Source organism: Streptomyces sp. IMTB 2501 (genome assembly GCF_001953885.1).
Taxonomy (GTDB): Bacteria; Actinomycetota; Actinomycetes; order Streptomycetales; family Streptomycetaceae; genus Streptomyces.
The window spans coordinates 44,462-62,171 of the sequence record NZ_MQUS01000041.1; the positions used below are offsets into that span (position 1 = coordinate 44,462).

The following is a 17,710-nucleotide window of genomic DNA, read 5'->3' on the forward strand; positions in this document are numbered from 1 at the left end:
CTTGCGCATGACTTGTTGACTCCGCGTCTACGTGTGAGCCTGCGAGGTATGCCGACCCATGACCTGTACGCCAACGATCCGGGTGACTCCCCCTGGCAGGTGCCCGCGAGCGGCGCCGCCCGCTTCAGCTGGGAGTACGACGACGGCCGCGAACGGCTGCTCGCCCTGTACCAGAAGGGCAAGGACAAGCAGTGGGACGGGCAGCAGCGCATCGACTGGGACCTGGAGGTCGACCCGTACGACGCGCTCGGCACGCCCGACGAGTCCATGTCCCTGTACGGCACCCCGTACTGGGACAAGCTCACCGAGAAGGACAAGGGGGAGCTGCGCCTGCACTACGCCTCCTGGCAGTTCAGCCAGTTCCTGCACGGTGAGCAGGGCGCGATGATCTGCGCGGCGCGGATCGTGGAGTCGGTGCCCGACCTGGACGCCAAGTTCTACTCCGCGACCCAGACGATGGACGAGGCCCGGCACGCCGAGATCTACGGCCGGTTCCTGCACGAGAAGGTCGGGCTCGTCTACCCGATCAACGACAATCTGCAGTCCCTTCTCGGCGACACGCTCCGCGACAGCCGCTGGGACATGCCGTACCTGGGCATGCAGGTGCTCATCGAAGGACTGGCGCTGGCCGCCTTCGGGATGATCCGGGACACCACCTCCAAGCCGCTGCCCAAGCAGATCCTCACCTACGTCATGCAGGACGAGGCCCGGCACGTCGCCTTCGGCCGGCTGGCGCTGCGCGACTACTACAAGCAGCTCACCGACGCCGAACTGCGCGAGCGCGAGGAGTTCGTCATCGAGGGCTGCTATCTGATGCGCGACCGGCTGCGGGGCGTCGAGGTCCTGGAGAACTTCGGCATCCCCAGGGCCGAGGCGGAGGCTCTGAGTGAGCGCTCGGAGTTCCTCCAGCTGTTCCGCCGGCTGCTGTTCAGCCGGATCGTGCCCTGCGTCAAGGACATCGGCCTGTGGGGCAAACGGCTCCAGGAGGCCTATGTCGACATGGGGGTCTTCGAGATGGGCGACTCCAACCTGGACCTGCTCATGGCCCAGGACGAGGAACTGGCCGAGCAGCTGGACGCACAGCGCTTCGCCACCGAGGAACGGGACCGCATCGCGGAGGTGCGGGAGGCGATCGACTCGGGGGCGGCGGAGAGCTGAGGCGGTGGACGGCCGGGACGGTCGGGGGCCGAGGGCGTGGTCAGGCGTTCACCAGGGTGCAGTAACGGGTCGGTCACCCGGGTGCAGTAGCCTCCGGGCGTGTCCATGCCTCCGCCGCAGCAGCCGTACCCCAACGGCCCCCAGCAGCAGCCGTACCCGTACGGCCAGCAGCCTCCGCAGGCCGCCCCCGGCCCGTACGGCTCCCCGTACCCGCCGCAGCCGTACCCGCCCCAGCAGCCCTATGGCCGGCAGCCGTACCCCTGGGGTGTGCCGCCCATGGCCCCGCTGCCGAAGAAGCGGCGGGTCTGGCTGATCCTCGGGATCGTGGGCGGCGCCGTCGTGGCGGTCGTCGTGGCGCTCGTCCTGCTGATCGGGGTGGCGGCCGGCAGCGGCTTCCCCGCGGCGAAGAACAAGCTGACCCTGCCCGGGACTCTGCTCGCCGGGAAGTACCGGCTCGCCCAGGACCTGTCCGGCACCGAGGGCAAGAAGATCGAGGACGAGGCCAACGGGGCCTGGGACGCCAAGGACATCCACGGCGTGGTCGGCTCCTACGACGTGGACGGCGACGCGACCAAGGGCACCCTGGTGGTGTCGGGCATGTACGGCCGGTTCAAGAACGGCGACGCGGCCCGCACGAGCATGATGAAGGGCGCCGCAGAGGGCGCGGGCGCCACGGTCGCCGTTCCCGCGAAGGACTTCGACCTGAGCGGAGTGACGATCACCTGCGAGGTGATCGCCCAGGAGCAGATGGGCACGAAGATCACCGTGCCCATGTGCGCCTGGGCCGACGGCAACACGGGCGCCACGGTCGCCACCGTGAACACGCCGCTCGCGTCGCAGAACCCGTCGGACGTCGACCTGCGGGCGCTCGCGAAGAACACCCTTGAGGTCCGGTCCGAGGCGGTCAAGCCGATCGGCTGACCGCGGCCGCGTCCTGCGACGACTCCGGCGCCGGGAACGTCGTCCGCAGTGTGAAGGCGTACGGCGTCGCACCGTGCGCCCTCAGGTGCAGCAGCCGGTCCTCCGCCTCGGCCACGGTCGGGCGGTGGCCGGCCGGCACCCACCACAGCGTGGTCACCGCCTCCTCAAGCTTCTCGAACCAGTCCCTGCGCCGGGCCAGCAACTCCCGGTGCCGCCCCTGGTACATGAACGCCGTGAGCGCGTCGGAGTCCCGCCATGTCGACATGTTGATGATGAGCCACTCATCGCCGAGCACGGGGATGTCGGTGGCGTTCCCGGTGTCGCTCTGCAGCCGCCAGACGAAGCCGTCGGCGGCGTCCGCCGTCGCGTTGACCGGGTCGAGCGCGTCGACGAAGTCCTTCAACTGGGGCGAGTCCAAAGGGAACTTGAGGCGGGCGATATTGACCTCGGCGAGCTCGTACGCCGCTGCGGTATCCGTCATGACCGAACGGTAGGTCGGCCCGGCCGGTGCCGGCACCCCCCGTCTCACAGGCCGAGAACCGCCCGCATCACCCCCCGCGCGATCGGTGCCGCGACCCCGCCGCCGCTGATCTCGCCCCGGTTCGCCGAGGCGTCCTCCACCACCACCGCGACCGCCACCTGCGGCTGCGGCTGGTCGTCGGGCTGCGCCCAGGAGACGAACCAGGCGTACGGCGCACCGGAGTTGCCGACCCCGTGCTGCGCGGTGCCGGTCTTGCCGCCGACCAGGGCACCGCGGATCGCCGCGCGCCGGCCGGTGCCCTCCCGGACCACGTCCGTCATCAGCTCCTTCAGCCGTGCGGCCGTCGAGGGGCTCATCACCTGCCGCAGCGGATGCGCCCCGCTCCCGCCGAGCGTCACACCGTTCCTGCGGGCCGTCCGCTCCACCAGATACGGCGTGCGCAGCTGACCGCCGCCCGCCACGGCCGCCGACACCATCGCCATCTGCAGCGGCGTGGCCCGCGTGTTGTACTGCCCGATCGAGGACAGCGCCAGCTGCGCCCGGTCCACGTGGGTGTCGAAGGTGCTGGGCGCGACCGAGAACGGGATGCGCAGCCCGGCGTCGTTGAACCCGAACGCGGCCGCCGTGGCGGTCATGCCCTTCGCCCCGACGTCCACGCCGAGCTTGGCGAACACCGTGTTGCAGGACCACTCGAACGCCGACCGCAGCGAGGCGTCGCCGCAGCCGTCGCCCTCGTTGGTCAGCCGGGTCGTGGTGCCGGGCAGCCGGTAGGGGTCGGGCGAGTCGGTGGGCGCGTCCAGGTCGGTGACCACGCCCGCGTCCAGCGCCGCCGCCGCGGTGACCACCTTGAACGTCGACCCCGGCGGATAGGTCTGCCGTACCGCCCGGTTGAGCATCGGCTTCTCCGGATCGTGGTTGAGCCGCGCCCACGCCGAGGCCACCGCCTCGCCGTTGCCGGACAGCACCCCGGGGTCGTACGACGGACTCGACACCAGCGCCAGGATGCGGCCCGTCGCCGGCTCGATCGCGGCCACCGCGCCCTTGCGTCCGGCCAGCCCCTGGTACGCCGCCCGCTGCGCGCCCGGGTTCAGCGTCGTGACGACGTTCCCGACCCGGCCGTGGCCGCGCGTCACGCCGCTCCACAGCGGCAGCGGCGACAGCAGCGGATCCGTGCCGGAGAGCACCCCGTCCCCGGAGTGCTCCAGGAACGTCGTGCCGTACGACTGCGAGGCGAAGCCGGTGACCGGGGCGTACAACGGGCCGTCCCGGTAGCTGCGTTCGAAGCGCAGCTGCTCGCCGGTGTCCACGGAGCCGGTGACCGGCTCGTCGCCGACCAGGATGTCGCCCCGCGGCTGGCCGTACCGGGCGATCGCGCCGCGCCGGTTGGCCGGGCTGTCGTCGTACACCCTGGACTGCACCACCTGCACCCGGGCCGCGTTGACCAGCAGTGCCGCCAGCAGCAGTGCGCAGAACCCGCAGGCGTGCCGGATGTAGCGGGCCATCGGCCGCCCGCCGCCGTAGTCGCTCACGCCGCCTCCTGTCCGTCGTACTGGCTGCGCGCCGAGTCGCTCACCCGGATCAGCAGCGCCACGATCACCCAGTTGGTGACCACCGAGGAGCCGCCCTGGGCGAGGAACGGCATCGCCATGCCGGTCAGCGGGATCAGCCCGGTGACCCCGCCCGCGATCACGAACACCTGCAGCGCCAGGAGCGAGGCGAGCCCGACCGCGAGCAGCCGGCCGAAGGGTTCCCGCAGGGCGCGGCCCGCCCGGTAGCCGCGCTCCACCAGCAGGGCGTACAGCAGGAAGATCGCCGCGAGCCCGGCGAGCCCCAGTTCCTCGCCCGCCGTGGCCAGGATGAAGTCCGACTTGGCGGCGAAGCCGATGAGGATGGAGTGCCCGAGCCCGAGGCCGGTGCCGAGCATCCCGCCCGCCGCGAAGGCGAACAGCGACTGCGAGAGCTGGTTGGGTCCCTGCCCGGCCTCGATGGTGCGGAAGGGGTGCAGCCAGTCCTCGATCCGCTGGTTCACATGCGGCTCGAACCGGCCCACGGCGACGGCCCCCAGCACGGCGAGCACCAGCCCCACCGCGATCCAGCCGGTCCGCCCCGTGGCGACGTACAGCACCACCACGAACAGCCCGAAGAACAGCAGCGAGGTGCCGAGGTCCCGCTCCAGGACCAGCACCCCGACGCTCAGCAGCCAGATCGTCACGATCGGGCCGAGCACCCGCCCGGTCGGGAACTGCAGCACCCACAGCCGGCGGCCGGTGTACGCGAGCGCGTTGCGGTTGGCGGCCAGATAGGCGGCGAAGAACACCGCGAGCAGCACCTTCGCGAACTCGCCCGGCTGGATGGAGAATCCGGCGAGCCGTAGCCAGATACGGGCACCGTTGATCGCCGGGAACAGGATGGGCAGCGCGAGCAGCCCGAGCGCGGAGGCCACCCACACGTACGAGTACCGCTGCAGCACCCGGTGGTCGCGCAGCACCAGCACCACGGCGATGAACAGCCCGAACCCGAGCGTGGACCACACCAGCTGGGCCGGGGCCGCCTGGTTGCGCGGGGTCTCCAGGTCCAGCCGGTAGATCAGGACCAGCCCGAGCCCGTTGAGCAGCACGGCGATCGGCAGGAACAGCGGATCGGCGTACGGTGCCCGGATGCGCACCACGAGATGCGCGAACAGGGCGAGCACGCCGAGCCCGGCGCCGTAACCGGCGGCACCGGGCGGGACCGTGCCGGTCCGTGCGACCCCCACCGCGCAGTAGCCGTACACGGACAGCAGCACGGCCAGCACGATCAGGGCGAGTTCGATGCCACGGCGCCGGGGGAGGCGTACGACGGGTGCGCGAGCCTGCGCCGCCGCCACGGTGATTCCGGCCTTGGTCATGCCCGGAACCTACCCAAATAGGCCCTCTTGTGTGCAGGCGCCGGTACCAGCGTGGCGCGGGGTGGCCCCGAGCTCTCTACCGCCTCTCCACCACGGGCAGGACCAGCGTGGCGACCGCGCCCCCGTCGATCGCGTTGGCGAAGAACAGCTTGGCCCCCAGGACCTCCGCCTGCCCGAGCGCGATGGTCAGCCCCAGCCCGTGCCCGGTGGCCCCACCCTCCGTCCGGAACCGCTGTGGCCCATGGGCCACCAGATAATTCGGATACCCGCCCCCGTGATCCCGCACGGTCACCACGGCCCCGTTCACGGTCACCACCACCGGAGGCCCCCCGTGCTTGTGCGCGTTGGCCACCAGATTCCCCAGCACCCGCTCCAGCCGTCGCCGGTCGGTCTCCACCCGCGCGTCGGTGAGGACGCGCACCTCGGTGTCGGTGCCCGAGGCCCGTACCACCCGCTGGGCCAGCGCCCCCAGCTCCTCGGTGTCCAGGTCCAGCTTCTCCCGGCCGGTGTCCAGCCGGGAGATCTCCAGCAGGTCCTCGGTGAGGGTGCGCAGCGCCGCCACCCGGTCCCGCACCAGCTCCGTCGGACGGCCCGGCGGCAGCAGCTCCGCCGCCGCGTGCAGCCCGGTCAGCGGGGTGCGCAGTTCGTGCGCCACGTCCGCGGTGAACCGCTGCTCGCTCAGCAGCTTGCTCTGCAGGGTCGACGCCATGGTGTCCAGGGCCACCGCCACCGCGGCCACCTCGTCCTGCGGCCGGGACGGGTCCTTCGTACGGGGGTCGTCGACCCGTGCGTCCAGGTCACCGCCGCTGATCCGCCGGGCCACCCGCGCGGTGCCGTGCAGCCGCCGGGTCACCCGGGTCACCCCGAACACACCGACCAGCACCGTCGCCCCGATCGCGAGTCCCGACGACCACAGAATCGATTTGTCGAGCCCGGCGATGGTGCGGGCCTGCTGCGAGTAGTCGACCGCCACGGCCAGCGCCCGGTGTCCGGCCACCGGACCCGCCGCCCACATCGTCGGCCGCCCCTGGTACGTGGAGACCATCGTGCCGCGCCTGCCGGCCGCCGCCAGCGTGCGCAGCGGCGTGGGCAGACCCGAGGGGTCCACCCCGGCACTCGGCATCAGCGTGTCCCCGGCCTCGTAGTCCTGGGTGGCGTCCGCGAGGCGGGACAGCGCCAGGTTACGGGCCTGGCCGACGGTCTGGTTGGTCACCGAGACATGCACCAGGACGCCGAGCAGCGCGGCCAGCGCACAGCACATCACCGTGATGAACGCGGCCGCCTTCACGGCGAGCGGTCCCGCCCAGCGGGGGAGTGCGAGCCTCATCGCGCGCTCGCGGAGAGGGCGGTGGACGGCGCGGTGGACGGTGTGGCGGACGGCGAGAGAGAGGGGGTGACCGACGGCGAGGGCTTCTCGGGATGCCGGCCGCTACCGGTGTGCAGATACTCGTCGCGCGAGAACACCATCGCGCGCTGCCCCGGGTCCCACACCCAGGTGGTGCGGTACTCGTAGCCGGAGATGTCAGCCGGCGAGCGCTCGATCAGCGCCCGGCCGGCCAGCTCCACGCCGATGATCGCGTCGTTGTCGGACAGCACCTGCACCAGCTTGTGCTTCTCGACGGTGTAGACCCGTACGGCCGTCTGGTTGGTCGGGTAGAGCCGGAAGCCGAGCGTCATGTCGTCCCGGCCGTCGCCCGTGAGGTCCCGGTAGTACGGCGTCAGCAGCGGACAGCGGGCCTGGTCGCCGCCGGGCTGGCAGTCCTTCAGCCGGTCCACGGTCGCGTGATACGCCCCCTTCGAGCCGTAGTCGTCCGGATGCGCCTTGATCTCGGCCTCGACCACGTCCACCGGGTCCACCTTGTGGATGTCGTCGCCGGGGACCTTGATCCCCTTGACGACCGCTCTGGTCGCCACGGCGTAGGGGTAGGCGGGGCTGGACGCCGGGCGCAGGTCGGGCCAGAGCTTGGCCGGGCTGACGGCGGGCGCGGTCGCACCCGCGCCCCGCAGTCCGCCGGCATCCCCGCAGGCCACGGCTGTCGCCGACAGCAGGGCGACGGCGGCCACGGCGAGGGCGGTGCGCACGGGACGGCGGGCTGGCACGTTACTCCTGGGGCGTCGGGGTCGGGTGGGGCCCCGTACACCTTATTCGTAGACGAAGAATTTCGTATGTACGTCCTTTTTGCACCCGTCAGGGTGCACCTTCGGGAGAGGCTACTCGGCGGTCAGGTGAGTTCGTCCAGTGGCTGGCACCGGACGGCAGGCGTCACGCGGTCGTCTCGACGGGCTCTCCGGGGCCGGCCGGTACGCCGGGCTGCCTTCCGCGGACCCGCAACGGCGCCTCACCAACTCGCCCTCACAGAGCCGACCTCCACGGTAACCGGTCTTGCCCCCGGAGCCCCGGCCTGTTCCCATGGTCGAGGGGTGATGGCGCATGAGCGCACTGCGCGTGGTGCCGGCCAATCGGCACGGCCGGGAACGGCTGTACGTCTGCCGCCCGGACGGATCCAATGTCGCCTGGTACGACCGTGAGGCGGGCCGGGTCAACCTGCTCGGCGAGGACAGCAGAGACGACGTACTCCAGGCCCTGAAACCCTTCCTGACCGGCCCGGTGACCGTGGGACCGCCCCCGGTCCCGACCCCCGCGGAACTCGCCCGGCTGACCCTGCACCCGGACGACGACCTGGCACCCAACCGCCCCGGCGAGGCTCTCCTCGTCGCCCTCGACCGCGCCCCCGGCCCCAGCCACCGGCTGCGCCCCGACCCGCGCCGCCGCGCCCTGGCCGCCGAGGAAACCGTCGGAGCGGCCCTGGACGCCCTGGAGGGCGCCGGCTGGCACACCCTGCACTCCATAGGCCTGCCCGGCGGCGACCGCATCCACCATCTGCTGCTCGGCCCCGGCGGCCTGTTCGCCGTACACGCCCTGTACGCCCGGAAGGCCCGGGTCGTGGTCGCCGACCCGATGGTCACCGTCGGCCGCCGCGAGGCCGAGCCACTGCTGCGCCGGCTGCGCGCCCTCGGCGACCGGGCCTCCTACGCCCTGACCGCCGAGGTACGCCCGGTACTGGCCCTGGCGGGCCCGGCCGAGCTGACCATGACCGCCCAGCCGCGCACGGTACGGATCCTCCAGGACACCGAGCTGACGGGGCTGGCCCGGCTGGGCGGGGTGCTGAAGCCGGGGGACGTGGAAGCACTGCATGCGATGGCGCGGGACCGGAATATGTGGGGGAGGGTGTAGGTCCGGGGCGGGGGCCTGTGGGCGGCAGTCCCCGGCGACGGCAACGACAACGGCGACGGCAGCTCAGGGCAACGACGCGGCCAGCCCCGGATCCAGCAACCCGGCCAGCAGGTCCCCGTACCGCTGAACCCGCGGAGCGATGTCGTCGGCCAGAAACTCCAGCTGGGCCGGGCTGCGGCACTCCGCCACCTCCTCCCAGGTCACCGGCGCGGACACCAGTTGCACCCGGCGGGCGCGCAGCGTGTACGGCGTGGCGGTGGTCTTGCGGGCCGCGTTCTGGCTCCAGTCGACGAACACCTTCCCCGGCCGGAGGCTCTTCGTCATCCGGTGCACCACCAGCCGCGGCATCGCGCGCTCAGCCTCCACAGCGAGTGTCTTCGCGTACTCGCTAGCCCGTTCGGGTGAACCTCCGCGCACCGCCGCCAGCAGATGCAGCCCCTTCGACCCGGCCGTCTTCGGGTACGCCTCGATGCCGTCCGCAGCGAGCCGCTCGCGCAGCCACAGGGCCACCTCGCAGCAGTGCACGATGTGCGCGGGCGCCCCCGGATCTAGATCGAAAACCAGCCGGTCGGCCTCGACCGGATCCTGCACGAGCCACTGATGCGTATGGAACTCCGTGACGAGATTCGCCGCCCAGACGAGGCTGGGCAGATCCTGTACGACGACCATCCGGGCCGGACTGTCCGCGGAGGACCGCGGCACCTCGGCGGTGGTGACCCACTCGGGCGTACCCGGCGGCACGTTCTTGGTGAAGAAGACCTGCCCCTCCGGGCCGTCCGGGTAGCGCAGGAAGGACACGGCCCGGTCGTGCAGATGCGGCAGCAGCACATCGGCGCTGGTCGCGTAGTAGCGCACCAGCTCCGCCTTGGTGAAGCCGGTCTCCGGATACAGCACCTTCTCCAGATTGCTGAGCGCGACCCGCCGCCCCTCCACCTCTGTGATAGGCGTCATACGATGACAATCCCAGACAAGCCGGTGAAATCCATGGAATCGGTAGCGGAATCGGCAGGGGCATCGACATCGGAATCGACAAGGGAAGGGTGCGGCACGTGCGATCCATATGGAACGGCGCCATCTCCTTCGGTCTCGTCAGCATCCCGATCAAGCTGGTGAACGCCACGGAGAGCCACTCGATCTCCTTCCGCCAGATCCACACCGAGGACAACGGCCGCATCCGCTACCGCAAGGTGTGCGAACTGGAGGACCGCGAGGTCAGCCAGTCGGAGATCGGCAAGGGATACGAGGACGCGGACGGCACGATCATCCCGATCACCGACGACGACCTGGCCCACCTGCCCCTCCCCACGGCTCGCACGATCGAGATCGTCGCCTTCGTCCCGGGCGACCGGATCGACCCGCTCCAGATGGACGCGGCGTACTACCTGGCCGCCGGAGGGGTGCCCGCCGCGAAGCCGTACGTCCTCCTCCGCGAGGCCCTGAAGCGCAGCAACAAGGTGGCGATCGCGAAGTACGCGCTGCGCGGCCGCGAACGCCTCGGCATGCTGCGGGTGGTCGGCGACGCCATCGCCATGCACGGCCTGCTCTGGCCGGACGAGGTCCGCGCCCCCGAAGGCGTCGCCCCCGACACGGACGTCACCGTCCGGGACAAGGAACTCGACCTCGCGGACGCCCTGATGGACACCCTCGGCGAGGTCGACCTGGAGGATCTGCACGACGAGTACCGGGCGGCGCTGGAAGAGGTCATCGCCGCGAAGGCCTCCGGCGAGGCACCGCCGGAGGCCCCCGCGCCGGCCGCCGGGGGAAAGGTGCTGGACCTGATGGCGGCCCTGGAGAACAGCGTGCGCGCGGCCCGCGAGTCCCGCGAGTCGCCTTCCGGCGCCGAAGCCGAGATCAAATCCCTGCCCCGAAAGAAGAAGACCGCCCCGGCGGCCAAGAAGACGGCCGCCCCCAAGAAAACCGCAGCAGCGAAGAAGTCGACGACCAAGTCCACGGCGAAGAAACCGACCCCAAAGAAGACGACATCCCGCAAACGAACGGCTTGAGCCCGATTCCTGACCGCCACAGGGGTGCCGGGCTGCCCATCCCGAACGGGCCGTCGCCGCTGGTCGCGCCCAGGCGGCGATAGCCGCATACCGACACAGCGCCGCGGCCCCGGGGGGAACTGCGGTGCTGCAGTCGGCCGACTTCAGAAGCGAAAGCCCCGAACTCCCCCCTTTGGGCCACACCGGACGCCAACTGGTCCGACTCCCGCCACACACTCTTCGGCCTGCACAGCACGCGCCCCGCCCGCACCACACTCCGGGCACCCACCCCCTTCGGATGCGAAGCACGCCCCGGCACCCGATCACGAGCCGAGGGGAGTGACCGAGCCGAGCCGCGGGAGCGTGATGTGGATCAGGGACGCCGAAGTGAAGCGTGCGGGCTGGATTGTTGACTCCAACCCTGATAAATGACCCTGTCATGGTCATGAATACGATTGAACTGCACAGTATCAATCGTTGGGAGGCGTCCTTCCTGCGCAAGGAGGTGGGCGGCTACTTCACCCACGGCGTGGAGTGCAGGCCGGGCGGGACGGTACTCGACGTGGGCGCCAACATCGGTGTGTTCTCGGCGGCCGTCTATGAGCGGCTGGACGGGAACGTGCGGATCTACGCCTTCGAACCGTTGCCGCCACTCCACGCGACACTCGAACGCAATGCTCGCGAGTTCTTCAACGGACGCCTGACCGCGCTCCCTTACGGCCTGGCATCCCGTGACGAGGAACTCGATTTCAGCTACGTTCCGGCCGCCACGATCTTCTCGTCCTCCTCGCGGGACCAGGAGAACATCGAGGCTGAGCGGCGGCGGGTCACCGCCAGCGTTGTCGAAATGATCCGCCAGGGCGGCCTGGGACCGGTCCTGCGCCGCCTGCCCGCGCCCATCCTCACTCTTCTCGTCAGCCGCAAGCTGCGCGTGATGCGGCGGCTTGAGACGCACCGGGTGAAGGTCAAGCCCCTGTCATCAGCGCTCGATGAGCAGGGCATCGACCACATCGACCTGCTCAAGGTCGATGTGGAAGGCGCCGAACTCGATGTGCTCAGAGGCATCGAGGAACGGCATTGGCCGCTGGTCCGCCAGGCCGTCGTCGAGGTGGAGCGCTGGCAGCAGAACCGCGACACAGTCTGCGAGGTCCTCCTCACGCACGGCTTCACGGTCAGCACCGAGCAGGACCCGGTGCAGCAGGCCGGCGACATCGGCATGGTGTTCGCGGTCAGGCCCTGAGCACGCGCAGCACCCGGCACGCGATGGTCAGCGGACTCGCCGATCTCCCCGGCCGGGGCGGGGACTTACGGAGGGATCCTCGGCGCCGGGGGAGTAAGGGGAGTAGGGGAGTAACGGCAGGAGTTCAGCCCACAGCACACAACCCCCAAGCCACCAGAAGGCGCGCCACGGGACGGCTCGGCCTTCTGGGTGGCCCTTGGGCAGGTCGAGACCGGCCGTGTGGTGTTCCTTGGACACTGTGAAGTAACCCAAGTTTCACCTGGTCGTGTTTTGTACGGCGCTCATTGCGTCAATAGTTAAGCAGCGTTCTGGACCCCGACCAACCAGGGCGGTTTTGTTTGGGCTCACTGATCACGAAGGCCGAGGCCATAGGCGTGTCAGGCAATCTGTTGTCTTCTTCGGTCTCAAGGGGGAATTCCGAATCCCGTCCGCCTGTCGCGGAGGGTGCGGGCGGATCTGGCGGTGGCAGGGCTCTCGGTAACGGTGCCCTGTTGGCATACGCCGGCTGTGTTCTCCTGATGGTCCTTCTGGGGCTGCTGGGACCTTCCGCCGTCGAACCATCGTTCGGGCCCGCCGGATACCTTCCGCCATGGTTCTGGAACGTCCGTCCGCCGGATCTCCTCATCTGGGTGCTCGTCGCCGTGGTGCTGATCGTCGGCACCGCCACTGTGATCGCCGGGCTCGCCGCGACGCGCCGCGGATGGTCCCCCCGCCCCCGCACGTTGCTCACTGCCGGCACGCTCGCCGTCCTCGGCCTGATATGCGTGCCTCCCTTGGGAACCACGGATCCGCTCAACTATGCCGCGTACGGCCGGATGGCGGCCCTCGGGCTCGACCCGTACCGGGTGACGCCTTTTGGACTGGCGCGGCACGGCGACCCGATCGGACAACTGTCGATCGCTGAACCATGGCTGCACAATCCGTCGGTCTACGGGCCTCTGGTCACCGCGACCGAATGGGCCGCCTCGCTGGTCGGCGGCACCTCCATGCTGCTCACCGTGTGGGTGCTGTCCCTGCTCAGTGGTGCCGCGTTCGTCGCCACTGGGGCGCTCCTGCTGCGTCTGGCCGGACCGGATCCACAACGGCAGGTGCGCTCGCAGCTGCTGTGGACGCTCAATCCGGTGTTGCTGTGGAACCTGGTGGTGGGCCCCCACGTTGATGTGCTCGGTGCATTCTGTGTGGTTGTCGCCTTCTGGGCGCTGCGGCGTTCCGGACTCGCCGTCGGCCTCGCGCTCGCGGCGGCGACCGCGGTCAAGCTCACACTGGGGATCTTCGCGCTGCCCTTCGCCTGGGGCATGCGGCACGACCGACGCCGCCTGGTCGCCGCCGCGTCGGCCGGTGCACTGCTGCTGGCACTCGGATACGGCATCGTGCCGCGGGCCATCCGCAATGCCGCGGCCGTCAGCAACCAGCCAGTGGTCGGTTCCCCGTGGCCGCTGCTTCAGCGCAGACTGCTGACACCGGTGTTCGGTTCCGCAGCCGTGCACCTCGTGCCGGTCGTGGAAATCCTGATGGTCCTCGGCATCGCTGCTCTGCTTCTGGTGGCGCTGCCACCGGTCGAGGACGGCGCCATCGTCCAGGCGACGGCCCGCCCGGCCCTGGCACTCGCCGCCGGGTACCTGCTCGGCACCGCCTACGTCCGGCCGTGGTACGACGCGGTCGCCTGGATCCTCGTAGCGATGCTGCCCCGCTCCTGGTTCGACCTCGTTCTGATCGCGCACACCACCTGTATGACGCTGCCGTTCGACCCCGGTCTGCCCTACCCGATGCACCCGGACTGGCTCAACTACGTGGTCCTGCAGACCGGTTACCGAGCCATGCCCTATCTGCAGGCGCTGCTGCTCATGGCCGTTGTCGCCATCTGCCTGCGGCAGATCCGCAGCAGACGTGCAGTACGCGATGACGATGAGAGCCTGTCAGGAGCGCCACCACGCGTCTGACCTGCGGCGCAGTGCCCGACGGCCAAGATCGGGGAAAGATCTCGAAAGCCGTCGCGGCGGCAGCGCGGGCCTGGGTCCATCCCGCGTGAACTCCTGAAGAGGGTGTCACAGGCGGCCCAAGCACCCGGGGCGGGGCGCACAGCTCCCGGCCCCAAAAGGGCCAGCCGATCTCCGTAAAGTACGGATCAGAAGTCCCCCATGCCTCATCGGCATCCGCCCTGGTCAGCGCCTGATTCCTGCTGATCCTCGGCGAGTGCCCCCGGCAGGATTCGAACCTGCGCACACGGCTCCGCGAGCACAAGCAGAGTTGAGCTTGCAAATGGGCTCTGACCAGCAGGTTCCTTGATCGCGGCAGGCGCGCGGTGCCGTTCTGTATCGCAGATGGTGCGTATCAGGCGCGGAGTGGGTCCGTAGTGGGGCCAGGACGTGCCCTCGTGAGGGCAGAACAGATCGGGAGTCGCCTCCGGCTCCTGCGTCCGTTGAGAGGTCGGCTTCGCCGACGGGCTGCAACACTTGGGGGGCTCGCGTTCTGCGGGGTGGTGCAGAATCCGAGCCGAACCGCCCGACTCGTTCCGACGCCCATGGGCGGGGTTCTTAACCGCCTATGGGCGTGCCACCGTTGGATCATGAATGGTGACTTACCGGTTCGTATCGTGGATGGACGTGTAGTCACGGAACCCGGGATCGGACCGGCGGCGATGGTGTGGCTCCCGATGCACGGGCAAGTCATCGCCAAGATCCCGCCCCGGAAGGGCAACCGCCGTTGGCTGCACGAGACGGTGGGCATTCGTTCCCCGGCGTTCAACGGTGACCGATGGGATCTGCCACGCAGCAGCCTCGTGCGGCTGGTGACGGCGGCGGTCGATCGGTACGGGTTCATCGTGCTCTGGCGGGATATGTCGAGGCTGTCGCAATGCACCAGGGCATGTTTGGAAGCAACAGGCTTTGAATGCCAGTGCTCATGTCTAGGGCAGCGCCACGGACAGGATGCCGCAGGCTGGTTCGAGCGTGTCGGCGATGCGGTGGTGGCCGACCAAGGCGAGTGCACCCGTACCGCGGTCGTCTACGGCGCGAGAGGCAGCGACGTGGACGCGGCGGTGTATCACGGCGAGCTGGCCGGTGAGCACTACCGGGTCGATCCCGCCGGCCGACGGAAGTGGCTCATGCTGCGCAGTTCATGTGCGCGAGCTGCTTGACCGTGCGGGCGAGCGTGTGGGATCACTGCCACACGCACGGCTTTGTGCACGCGCCGCTGTGCAATCGCTGCAACACCCGCTATTGGCGTGGATGGCGGCCCCAGCACGGCCGGACAACACACAGCCGCAACCTCGACGACAGCTATTACCGCTGGTGCCCCGAGCGCGCCGATGAGCGGAGACGGTGCAGCGCATAGCAGCGTTTCGAGGCGCCGCGGAGCATCCCTCCGAGAGGCTCGCGTCGTTCGACGAACAGACTGCCCTCTGCGGCTGGAGCGACACCCCCTGAGAAGCCGAAGAGCCCAGAACCGGGGTGTCCGACTCTTCGTGTGTGAGAGGAAGTCAATACACCCTCACCGGTCCCTGGAAGCCGTGGTTGGAGCCTAACGACTGAGCAGTTGCCTTATGCTCACTGCCCCGGGGAAATTGCCCCAGAATGCCACGGGCACTCCACTGCCCGTCAAATCGCCGCTTCCCAAACCCGGCCCTGTTTCAGCCAACCCTGCCTATTGTGAGCCAGCGCGCATATGACTGTGCGTTGTCGAACAAAGACGATCTACGATTTCGGGCCGGAGTGTCCACCATGCACGCTCACGGTCTGTAGCAAGCGGAGGTAAAAATACCGATTTACGTCGCAAAAGGATCCTTGTGGGGAGGGGATGGACCTCATAGCTTCAATCTCGGCTCGAGGTGACCACGAGTCACGGGCAAGCCATCTCATACCAGGGGGGATCATGCGAAACTTGGTAAGGGTAATAGCCGTGGTGTCCACGCTGTCGGCTGCTGTTGCTCTGGCTGGCGCAAACGCAGCTTCTGCCGACCCTTCGGCACCCAAAGGGCGTGAGGTAACTGTCACGACGCCGATGAAGGTGGTTGGATTCGATGCGGCAGTAGCGGAACAGCACGGCTATAAAATCGTCACGCTGCCGAACGGGAAGCAGACCTCCGTACCGAAGTACGGGCACTTCGCCCCGAACTCAGTACCTGTAGTGCACGGCGACTGTGGAGAGTCGTACATCCACTTCTATGCAACCGGTGGCAACTACGAGGGAGAGATCACTACCGGCTACAAGGTCGACCACTCCGTGATTCGCTACGGCTGGACCGTAGACGTCACAGACAGGTTCGGTGTCGGTAAGCTCCACGACAACGGGTGGGCCACCGGGGCGAATCATGAAATGCATTTCCTGACACACTCGGGAGGCGCGGGAGACGCTACCGCAGCGGTGGAAGGTGGAAGCTACACCATCCTGATCGACGGTGAGGAGTGCCACTCCGGGACCCCGTGGGACTCAACGTACTACTACAAGGACTGACCGCGCATTTCGATAAGTGAGGGAAAATGAACATCACCCCGCCGAGTCGTCGCCCCGTCATGGAGGAAGAAATCGCGGTGGCTGCGAGGGACTTTGACGGGGTGATGTTCGGCCTCCGCGGACAGGACCCCACGGGAACGCTCGGCCAGCAGAAACACGGAATATACGATACCTTCTTCATTAAGTACGATCTCGATGGTCGCGGAATGGGAGTCGGCACAACAACTCTGCATATCGACCCTCTGTTCGCTTACCGCTGGCTCGCTACTTTTGCCAAGAATCGGCAACCACGGGATCCGACGCCAAGGCGCGAAGACCTAAAGGTCGGACACGAGGAAGTCGGTCTTCCTGGCGACATTCCGAGCAGATTGCAGGCGTACCGGCTGGGATCAGTCGGCGCACTCTCTGCTGAAGTGGATTACCTCGCCTGGATCGCAATTGGTGATCTCGACTTGATCTGTGAGCAGTGGACCGAGATCAGGTCTGTTACATGATCAGCGGCCAGGCCCGAAGGTAGAGGGCGCCAACCCGCTGATTGTTCGAAAGGGTCCGACCGTGCCGACTACGTCCGGCGCGGACCCTCGCACAGCCTCGGCACTGGCCGTGATCACTCGATCAAGACTCCTGCTCGACGAGCACCGCTCAAGATCGGAAAGACGACACCCCTGAGTGTTACAGCCTCTGTGACCGGACAGCCCGGACAGCCCGGACAGCCCGGACAGCTGCACTTTGAGCTGTCCGGGCTGTTTATGCAGCTGAGAGGCGTAACCGGACAGCCGGACAGCTGGGACGCCTTCTCTCCGCGACTTTGGATCTCAACCGCACAAATCGGGCCCGGACACCTCTCCGGAGATCGTGTGCATGACATCTCTGTTTATCGCTGTGACCTGCGTAGACGTGCACCCAAGGTCCCTCGGTCCCGAGTCTCACGCACAGCCGTGTGCTCTCGCCGACATCGGCCTGTGTGTGCTGACGCCGTCGGGAGCGCTGCAACCCCCTGGTGTTACAGCCTCAGTCCCTGGACACCCGGAACACTTGCTTGTTGAGGGTGTCCGGTTAATTTGTGCAGGTCAGCGCTCTAACCGGACAGTCGGATACAGGGGACACTCCCTATGGCGCGCTACGTCGGCTAAGGGGCACCGTGGGAAGCTGGAAGCAGTGAGCCCCTGCCAGCGAGATCGTCGAATGGGAGGCCAGGTGCCGTCGGCCGACTACCGCTTTAGGAGTTCGATCAGGTGGCAGCGAGCCCCTGGGAGGGCAGGAAACTCAATGCCGTGGACGAACGCCAAAGTCTGCTGCTGTCCGACCTCGTTGATGAAGCTCCTATAGACCGTCAAGCACCCTGAATGAGCGG

Annotated in this window: 16 protein-coding genes; 10 read left to right on the forward strand and 6 right to left on the reverse strand. The window is 68.6% G+C overall.

The window, feature by feature from the left end:
- The first annotated feature begins 48 nt into the window (after window positions 1-48).
- Window positions 49-1,158: a ferritin-like domain-containing protein gene (locus AV521_RS41260; protein WP_076096521.1), complete on the forward strand. Its 1,110-nt coding sequence runs from the start codon at window positions 49-51 to the stop codon at window positions 1,156-1,158.
- A 105-nt stretch (window positions 1,159-1,263) separates the two neighbouring features.
- Window positions 1,264-2,079: a hypothetical protein gene (locus AV521_RS41265; RefSeq protein WP_305965220.1), complete on the forward strand. Its 816-nt coding sequence runs from the start codon at window positions 1,264-1,266 to the stop codon at window positions 2,077-2,079.
- Here the strand turns inward: AV521_RS41265 and AV521_RS41270 are convergent.
- From AV521_RS41270 to AV521_RS41290, 5 genes are all read right to left on the reverse strand, one after another.
- Complete coding sequence (locus AV521_RS41270; protein ID WP_076096553.1) at window positions 2,063-2,560, reverse strand: DUF3291 domain-containing protein; 498 nt, start codon at window positions 2,558-2,560, stop codon at window positions 2,063-2,065. The two genes, AV521_RS41265 and AV521_RS41270, sit on opposite strands and share 17 nt — an antisense overlap.
- A gap of 44 nt (window positions 2,561-2,604) precedes the next feature.
- A complete protein-coding gene (locus tag AV521_RS41275; RefSeq protein WP_179023792.1) occupies window positions 2,605-4,062 on the reverse strand; it encodes a penicillin-binding transpeptidase domain-containing protein in 1,458 nt (485 codons plus the stop codon).
- 23 nt (window positions 4,063-4,085) lie between these two features.
- Complete coding sequence (locus AV521_RS41280; RefSeq protein WP_076096527.1) at window positions 4,086-5,447, reverse strand: FtsW/RodA/SpoVE family cell cycle protein; 1,362 nt, start codon at window positions 5,445-5,447, stop codon at window positions 4,086-4,088.
- Window positions 5,448-5,523: 76 nt separating this feature from the next.
- A complete protein-coding gene (locus tag AV521_RS41285; RefSeq protein WP_076096529.1) occupies window positions 5,524-6,774 on the reverse strand; it encodes a HAMP domain-containing sensor histidine kinase in 1,251 nt (416 codons plus the stop codon).
- A complete protein-coding gene (locus AV521_RS41290; protein WP_076096531.1) occupies window positions 6,771-7,547 on the reverse strand; it encodes a hypothetical protein in 777 nt (258 codons plus the stop codon). The genes AV521_RS41285 and AV521_RS41290 overlap by 4 nt, the downstream gene beginning before the upstream one ends.
- Window positions 7,548-7,878: 331 nt before the next feature.
- On the opposite strand from AV521_RS41290, the gene AV521_RS41295 reads away from it, so the two are divergent.
- Complete coding sequence (locus tag AV521_RS41295; protein WP_076096535.1) at window positions 7,879-8,682, forward strand: NERD domain-containing protein; 804 nt, start codon at window positions 7,879-7,881, stop codon at window positions 8,680-8,682.
- A gap of 63 nt (window positions 8,683-8,745) precedes the next feature.
- On the opposite strand, the gene ligD is transcribed toward AV521_RS41295, so the two are convergent.
- Window positions 8,746-9,633: a non-homologous end-joining DNA ligase gene (gene ligD, locus AV521_RS41300; RefSeq protein ID WP_076096536.1), complete on the reverse strand. Its 888-nt coding sequence runs from the start codon at window positions 9,631-9,633 to the stop codon at window positions 8,746-8,748.
- A 98-nt stretch (window positions 9,634-9,731) separates the two neighbouring features.
- On the opposite strand from ligD, the gene AV521_RS41305 reads away from it, so the two are divergent.
- The 7 genes from AV521_RS41305 to AV521_RS41330 all read left to right on the forward strand — a co-directional run bounded on the left by AV521_RS41305 (window position 9,732) and on the right by AV521_RS41330 (window position 16,850).
- Window positions 9,732-10,685, forward strand: a complete 954-nt coding sequence (locus tag AV521_RS41305) for a Ku protein (RefSeq protein ID WP_076096537.1) — start codon at window positions 9,732-9,734, stop codon at window positions 10,683-10,685.
- Between the two features lie 388 nt (window positions 10,686-11,073).
- The gene (locus AV521_RS41310; protein ID WP_218639410.1) at window positions 11,074-11,904 is read left to right on the forward strand and encodes an FkbM family methyltransferase; all 831 of its coding nucleotides are present in this window, start codon (window positions 11,074-11,076) and stop codon (window positions 11,902-11,904) included.
- A gap of 518 nt (window positions 11,905-12,422) precedes the next feature.
- Entirely contained in the window at window positions 12,423-13,844 is a 1,422-nt protein-coding gene (locus AV521_RS41315) for a glycosyltransferase 87 family protein (RefSeq protein ID WP_076096541.1), read from the forward strand.
- Window positions 13,845-14,470: 626 nt separating this feature from the next.
- Complete coding sequence (locus AV521_RS41320) at window positions 14,471-15,040, forward strand: hypothetical protein (protein ID WP_256725920.1); 570 nt, start codon at window positions 14,471-14,473, stop codon at window positions 15,038-15,040.
- Entirely contained in the window at window positions 15,022-15,237 is a 216-nt protein-coding gene (locus tag AV521_RS51820) for an endonuclease domain-containing protein (protein ID WP_256725921.1), read from the forward strand. Before AV521_RS41320 ends, AV521_RS51820 begins: the two co-directional genes overlap by 19 nt.
- A gap of 462 nt (window positions 15,238-15,699) precedes the next feature.
- Complete coding sequence (locus AV521_RS48920) at window positions 15,700-16,356, forward strand: hypothetical protein (protein ID WP_143658741.1); 657 nt, start codon at window positions 15,700-15,702, stop codon at window positions 16,354-16,356.
- 26 nt (window positions 16,357-16,382) lie between these two features.
- Window positions 16,383-16,850 carry a hypothetical protein gene (locus AV521_RS41330; protein WP_143658742.1) on the forward strand — a complete coding sequence of 156 codons (468 nt, stop codon included), beginning with the start codon at window positions 16,383-16,385 and terminating at the stop codon, window positions 16,848-16,850.
- The last annotated feature ends 860 nt before the right edge of the window (window positions 16,851-17,710 follow it).

Excerpts from the sequence above, each read along its gene's own strand:
- AV521_RS41285 (WP_076096529.1), bottom strand. The coding sequence starts at position 6,774 with ATGAGGCTCGCACTCCCCCGCTGGGCGGGACCGCTCGCCGTGAAGGCG.
- AV521_RS51820 (WP_256725921.1), top strand. The coding sequence starts at position 15,022 with ATGTGCGCGAGCTGCTTGACCGTGCGGGCGAGCGTGTGGGATCACTGC.
- ligD (WP_076096536.1), bottom strand. The coding sequence starts at position 9,633 with ATGACGCCTATCACAGAGGTGGAGGGGCGGCGGGTCGCGCTCAGCAAT.
- AV521_RS41295 (WP_076096535.1), top strand. The coding sequence starts at position 7,879 with ATGAGCGCACTGCGCGTGGTGCCGGCCAATCGGCACGGCCGGGAACGG.
- AV521_RS41280 (WP_076096527.1), bottom strand. The coding sequence starts at position 5,447 with ATGACCAAGGCCGGAATCACCGTGGCGGCGGCGCAGGCTCGCGCACCC.
- AV521_RS41330 (WP_143658742.1), top strand. The coding sequence starts at position 16,383 with ATGAACATCACCCCGCCGAGTCGTCGCCCCGTCATGGAGGAAGAAATC.
- AV521_RS41275 (WP_179023792.1), bottom strand. The coding sequence starts at position 4,062 with ATGGCCCGCTACATCCGGCACGCCTGCGGGTTCTGCGCACTGCTGCTG.
- AV521_RS41270 (WP_076096553.1), bottom strand. The coding sequence starts at position 2,560 with ATGACGGATACCGCAGCGGCGTACGAGCTCGCCGAGGTCAATATCGCC.
- AV521_RS41320 (WP_256725920.1), top strand. The coding sequence starts at position 14,471 with ATGAATGGTGACTTACCGGTTCGTATCGTGGATGGACGTGTAGTCACG.
- AV521_RS41315 (WP_076096541.1), top strand. The coding sequence starts at position 12,423 with ATGGTCCTTCTGGGGCTGCTGGGACCTTCCGCCGTCGAACCATCGTTC.
- AV521_RS41265 (WP_305965220.1), top strand. The coding sequence starts at position 1,264 with ATGCCTCCGCCGCAGCAGCCGTACCCCAACGGCCCCCAGCAGCAGCCG.
- AV521_RS41260 (WP_076096521.1), top strand. The coding sequence starts at position 49 with ATGCCGACCCATGACCTGTACGCCAACGATCCGGGTGACTCCCCCTGG.
- AV521_RS48920 (WP_143658741.1), top strand. The coding sequence starts at position 15,700 with ATGGACCTCATAGCTTCAATCTCGGCTCGAGGTGACCACGAGTCACGG.